The sequence below is a fragment of the Flavobacterium sp. RSSB_23 genome, from assembly GCF_051547145.1.
Taxonomy (GTDB): Bacteria; Bacteroidota; Bacteroidia; order Flavobacteriales; family Flavobacteriaceae; genus Flavobacterium.
Map to the genome: position 1 here is coordinate 1 of NZ_JBPTTO010000024.1, position 5,598 is coordinate 5,598.

The following is a 5,598-nucleotide window of genomic DNA, read 5'->3' on the forward strand; positions in this document are numbered from 1 at the left end:
ACATCTTTAATCCCAGCCTGCGTGTAGCGCGGGAACGTTAGCAGTAATACACTCAAAAATTGCAGAAAATTTGAACTTAACTAAAACTAATCAGAATTTAAAAAAACTCCATTTCTTGATTCTAGGATTTGTGCTTTTGAATTTTACTATTCAAATGATTACCAATTATGGATTGAATACAAAACTGATATACATTCTCAAATGCGTAATTTATCTTTCAGGAATTTCATTGTTTTTACTTAATAGAAAACCATTCAAAAAAATAACTTTCTATTACTCCTATTATTTATTTTGTTTTATCGTTCTAATTTTATTCAGAATTTTTGGTGGAATATTTTTAGGTTTATTATCATTAATAACTTTATTTCCCATATATCCAAAAGAAGTTAAATATGAAAAAGACAACTTAAAAGTATATGAAAAATTCACAGGATTTTTAGGTGCGTGTTGTCAATATGAAATTGCAGAAAACAAACTTCTAATATTTGAAAAAATATGTGAAAAAATAAAAATTGAAGAAGGGATAGAAACTGAAAAAAGTGAAATAAAGATGATTAATAATGTAATCGAATATAAGCACAAAATAAAAAGTTATAATTACGAATCACAAATGGAAATTGAAACTGACACGTTAGAGAAAATTGAACTAAAGAAATAAGTACTACTGCTAACACACGCTAAAAGCAAGCTGGGCAATTGGTTTAATTTAAAAATAGTTTGTATTTGATACATTTGTTTTTAACCGAAAGATTACGCATCTTTAATCCCAGCCTGAGTGTAGCGCGGGAACGTTGGCGGTAATACTAAACAAATTCGATGAAAAGATATTCTATATTCAAAAAATCATCAAAATTCTATTGGAGTAACGATAGAATAATCTTTACTATAATTTTTAGTTGCATAATTATCTATTTCACAAAAGTCAAAGTCTTAAAGATTGAAGAAAATGAATTCGATAAATATTTAATGTTCTTACTTCTTGGAGCTTTTTTTCTAGGAATTATTTTAAAACTTTTTCGCATTTTCAAACCCGATCCACTTAGAGGTGAATTAGATGGTTTCTTGACTTTTGAGCTTAACCAAATAACCGCCGAAGAAAAAATTTTTAAACTAGACGAAATAAAAAAGATAAGAATTACTAACGATGATTACTATGGAAAATTAATAGGATCAGGTAAAAGCTTTAATTCGAATTTATCAAACGGAGTAAATAACTTGTGCGAAATTATACTTTTGGATGGAACAAGTTTTGTTTATAACTACGAATTATATAATTCCGATGATTTACAAAAAATAAAGAATGAATTGATTAATTATTACAAACAGAGTAAACTAGATTTTCAAAATTTGACTGATATTTTGGGCGTGAGTAGTAAAGAGTCCCAAGAATTCAGAAAAAGCATAGAATAAGTACTACCGCCAACAGCTACTACAACGGATTTGGGCATTGGGCTTAATGGGAAAATGGTTTTGTATTTGAATGTTTAGTGATAACCGAAAAATAAATCATACTTTAGAACCCAAACCCGCTGTAGTACCAGAACGTTAGCACCAATTATAATAAACGAAAGTGACAAACAATCTCGACATATTTAGAAAGGAGTTTATAGAAGCGAATACTTGGGCACAGAGAAAGGACGGTGTTCCTCTTGACTTGCTCGAAAAATTGACGTGTGAAGAACTTAAAATCGCCGAAATTGAACTTATAAAAGTTGCAAGTCTGAAAGACGATTGGCCAATAGTTGGACTTGGACACATAAAATCAAAAGATTCACTGCCAAAACTTTATGACTTGCTAGCCAAAAGCAAAGGTCCAATGAAAGTGACCATTGCACATTCCATTTTTCAAATATGTCAAGACAGTAAAATGATTGAAATTGTTCTTGAAACAATGCCAAGAATAACTAACCAATATGAACTGATTAACGTTTTATATTATTTACCAGACTTCAAGGACAAGCGAGTTGCAGAATTGCATAATAATTATCGAAATCACAAAGAATATTTAGTTGCTTATAATGCGACACGATATCTTGGTCTACCAACAAACGAAGTAGTTGAAAAATTCCGAGAAAAGGAAAAAAATAAAAGCATATGGGACAGACTAACGGGAAAATAACTGGTGCTAACACACGCTAAAAGCAAGCTGGGCAATTGGTTTAATTTGAAAATAGTTTGTATTTGATACATTTGTTTTTAACCGAAAGATTACGCATCTTTAATCCCAGCCTGCGTGTAGCGCGGGAACGTTGGCAGTAATTTTACCGCAGAGAAAAAAAAACCGAATGAAAAACTACATACTTTTTGCAATTTTAATAACAACATTTATTTCGTGTGGAAAGACGAAAAAAAACAATTCTGAAAAAGTGGACAGGTCTGAAATAAAAGAATTTGTAAAAAATGACAAAATGGATAAAACTGAATTTTGGAATATAATAGAATATTCAATAGCAAAATCCAATGACAACAAATCAGAAAAGGAAAAAGTTATTATTGAAACATTAGCAACATACAAACCCGAACAAATTATTGAATTTGAAATGATTTTTAGGCAATTAATTATTGAAGCGGATGATTTTAAAATAATGGGAGCGCAAAAAATTATTGAAGGATATGTTTCAGATGATAGTTATTTATATTTCCGTTGTTGGCTAATTGGAAAAGGGAAAAAAATATATACAGAAACTCTAAAAAATCCCGAGTTTTTATCAGAAAACATAAATCAAGGCGAAGAAGCTTATTTTGAAGAACTAATGTATGTTGCAACAAATGCATATAAAATCAAAACAGGAAAAAAAGAGGAAGATGAAAGTTTTCCTAGAAATATTGCAATCGGAAAAGGTTTAGATTATGATTTTGGTGCCCCGCCAACAAAAGGAATTGATTGGAAAGAAGAAGAATTACCGAAAACTTATCCCAAACTATGGGAGAAATTCAATTAAATAAAAAAACTACTGCCAACACACGCTACAAGCAAGCTGGGCAATTGGCTTAATTTGAAAATAGTTTGTATTTGATACATTTGTTTTTAACCGAAAGATTACGCATCTTTATTCCCAGCCTGCGTGTAGCGCGGGAACGTTATGCGAGAGTTGTGCCGAAAATAGACAAGAAAAAGAAATTTAGAAAAATTATGCCGAAAATAAAAAAATTAACAACTTTACGAATTGAGCAAATTTTAACTATAATATTGTATTTGATTATTGTTTTTTTTATGAGAAATACGATAGTTAACTCTTACAATAGAGAAGTTGACTTGAACACCAAAAAAACTATAATTATATCTAAAAAAAAATACGACAGTAAATTGTTTGAAAATTTTGCTGAAGAAAATAAAGATGCTTTTTCAATTAAGATTGATTTTTTGCTCATAATAATGACTACATTTTTTATGATGTTTGTTAATGTTCAGAGGAGGATTAATAAAGAAAAAGAATATTCGTTAATAGTAGGAAATCCGAAAGCAGAAGTGTGAAAAGTGTTAACTTGAAATATTTAACCAAAAAACCGAAACCTTGAAAAGCGGATAAAACTATAAAAACTGAAACTTGAATATTGGAGTTTTAAATTGGATTGCAAAAACTGAAACTTAAATATTGAAGTTTCATTGAGGATAAAAATAAACAATCGTTTTGATTATGAAATTGAAACGAAAAAAGGGAATGAAATTTAGGCAAGATATGGGCAAGAATTAGGTTTTGTGCCTGCCGAAAATAGGCTAAAATCGATTATGAATTAGGAATATCGGTTAGAAACAACCCCCGCATAACACACGCTACAAGCAAGCTGGGCAATTGGCTTAATTTGAAAATAGTTTGTGTTTGACGCATTTGTTTTTAACAGAAAGATTACGCATCTTTAATCCCAGCCTGCGTGTAGCGCGGGAACGTTATGCGTCAGCTTAAAAGACCAACATCTATGAAATTTGAACGAGCATTTATTACCTTTTTAATAGCTTTCGGGTTGATAGCTTATTCAAGCGTTAACGCACAAAAAAAAGTTACTTCATCAAGCACATCTTCGGACAGCTTTCAGACCAAAGAAAGTATTGACAAACAAGTTGAAAGGACTATTAAACTTGACAACGATTTTGAAATCAAAGTTGGACAAAAAGAGAATTTTGGAAAGTTTGAAACCTACACTTTTTTTATCTTGACACATAGAGGCAAAAAACTTTATCTCGATTCATCATTGACAGAATATGAGTTTGGAGATAAATTATACCCAATAGTTAGGAAACTTGACAAAGAAACATTTGAAATATTAGTTGAAGTTAATGATAGACCAAGTAAAAATTACTTAAAATATTTCAAGGTGCATCAAGATAAAATAATTAGAACAGAAAAATTGCCGACATTTATTTCAAAAGCATCAAACCTTGACACAGACAACAATTTGGAGTTTGCTGGCTTTTGGGACTGGGATGAAACTTTGGGCGACAACGGCTCATTTACAGCTTACAACCCAATAATCTATTATGAATTACGGCCAAACGGAATAACTTTGGACAGCACTTTGACAATTAACAAAAACAAAGAAATTTATGGCGACTTCTACGGGTTTAAATTTAACGAAAAGGTACAAGTTCAGACAAACGACACTAAAAAGTGGAATAGTGAAATAGAAAGAATTAAAGAGACAAAATAAAAGCCGAACGCATAACAGCTACTACAACGGATTTGGGCAAAAGGCTTAATGGGAAAATGGTTCTGTATTTGGCAGTTTAGTGATAACCGAAAAATAAATCTTAATTTAGTTCCCAAACCCGCTGTAGTACCAGAACGTTAGTGGCAAGCTTAAAAAAACGAAATGAAAAAACTATTTTATTTAATAACAATTATTGCTCTTCATAGTTGTAATAAAACAACAGAAACTTTAAGTTCCCCAAAAATAGAAGTCAAAATAGAAAGTAGATATTCCCAATTACTTAAAAAGTTTAAAAATATTTCTTTAGATACATTAAAAGTGTTTTCTGATGAGGACTATAAGACCTTTAAAGGCCGAAAACTTGATAGTTTAGATGTAATTTTATTTCCAAAAGAAATTGCCGAAGCACATTTTATCGACCCTCCTGGAATATTTGCCTGCTATAAATTCACAATTGATTCTAATAGAATTGGATTAATAGCAAGAACTCCTTCCGAATATGTACCATCTTCTATCAAACTGTTTGTATATAGCAAAGAGAAAGATGAAATTACTAATTATATTGAATTAGCCGAAAGTTGGGGTGACGCAGGTGATGTTTTAGAGAAAACATCGTGGTTATTTAGAAATAAAGACAATAGCGTTAGTTCATTAGTTTGGGTACACGAAATGCATTATAATAGTGCTGAAGTGGAAAATGACACAACTTCTGAAAGTTGGGATTATCACTATTTGATTAATATCTCAAAAACTAAAATAGATACAATAAATAAAGATTCGAAGATGCTTACTAAAGCATTTAGAAACATATTAAAATAAAAGCCAGCCACTAACAGCTACTACAACGGATTTGGGCAATAGGCTTAATGGGAAAATGGTTTTGTATTTGGCAGTTTAGTGATAACCGAAAAATAAATCTTAATTTAGAACCCAAACCCGCTGTAGTACCAG

7 protein-coding genes are annotated in these 5,598 nt (G+C 30.8%); all 7 read left to right on the top strand.

What is annotated here, in order from left to right; all coding sequences use genetic code 11:
* Positions 1–154: 154 nt before the first annotated feature.
* The gene (locus ACSVH9_RS16035; RefSeq protein ID WP_438064584.1) at positions 155–658 is read left to right on the top strand and encodes a hypothetical protein; all 504 of its coding nucleotides are present in this window, start codon (positions 155–157) and stop codon (positions 656–658) included.
* A 158-nt stretch (positions 659–816) separates the two neighbouring features.
* On the top strand, positions 817–1,410 hold the full coding sequence (locus ACSVH9_RS16040; protein ID WP_438064585.1) for a hypothetical protein: 594 nt from the start codon (positions 817–819) through the stop codon (positions 1,408–1,410).
* 160 nt (positions 1,411–1,570) lie between these two features.
* A complete protein-coding gene (locus ACSVH9_RS16045; RefSeq protein WP_438064586.1) occupies positions 1,571–2,119 on the top strand; it encodes a hypothetical protein in 549 nt (182 codons plus the stop codon).
* Positions 2,120–2,408: 289 nt separating this feature from the next.
* Positions 2,409–2,942 carry a DUF4240 domain-containing protein gene (locus tag ACSVH9_RS16050; RefSeq protein ID WP_438064587.1) on the top strand — a complete coding sequence of 178 codons (534 nt, stop codon included), beginning with the start codon at positions 2,409–2,411 and terminating at the stop codon, positions 2,940–2,942.
* A gap of 71 nt (positions 2,943–3,013) precedes the next feature.
* Positions 3,014–3,475 (top strand): hypothetical protein, encoded by a 462-nt coding sequence (locus ACSVH9_RS16055; protein WP_438064588.1) that lies wholly within the window; start codon positions 3,014–3,016, stop codon positions 3,473–3,475.
* 443 nt (positions 3,476–3,918) lie between these two features.
* On the top strand, positions 3,919–4,647 hold the full coding sequence (locus ACSVH9_RS16060) for a hypothetical protein (protein WP_438064589.1): 729 nt from the start codon (positions 3,919–3,921) through the stop codon (positions 4,645–4,647).
* 162 nt (positions 4,648–4,809) lie between these two features.
* On the top strand, positions 4,810–5,466 hold the full coding sequence (locus tag ACSVH9_RS16065; protein WP_438064590.1) for a hypothetical protein: 657 nt from the start codon (positions 4,810–4,812) through the stop codon (positions 5,464–5,466).
* Positions 5,467–5,598: the final 132 nt, after the last annotated feature.

What these genes read in the sequence shown, in the direction of transcription:
- ACSVH9_RS16035 (WP_438064584.1), top strand. Translation starts at nt 155, where the DNA reads ATGATTACCAATTATGGATTGAATACAAAACTGATATACATTCTCAAA.
- ACSVH9_RS16040 (WP_438064585.1), top strand. Translation starts at nt 817, where the DNA reads ATGAAAAGATATTCTATATTCAAAAAATCATCAAAATTCTATTGGAGT.
- ACSVH9_RS16050 (WP_438064587.1), top strand. Translation starts at nt 2,409, where the DNA reads ATGGATAAAACTGAATTTTGGAATATAATAGAATATTCAATAGCAAAA.
- ACSVH9_RS16060 (WP_438064589.1), top strand. Translation starts at nt 3,919, where the DNA reads ATGAAATTTGAACGAGCATTTATTACCTTTTTAATAGCTTTCGGGTTG.
- ACSVH9_RS16065 (WP_438064590.1), top strand. Translation starts at nt 4,810, where the DNA reads ATGAAAAAACTATTTTATTTAATAACAATTATTGCTCTTCATAGTTGT.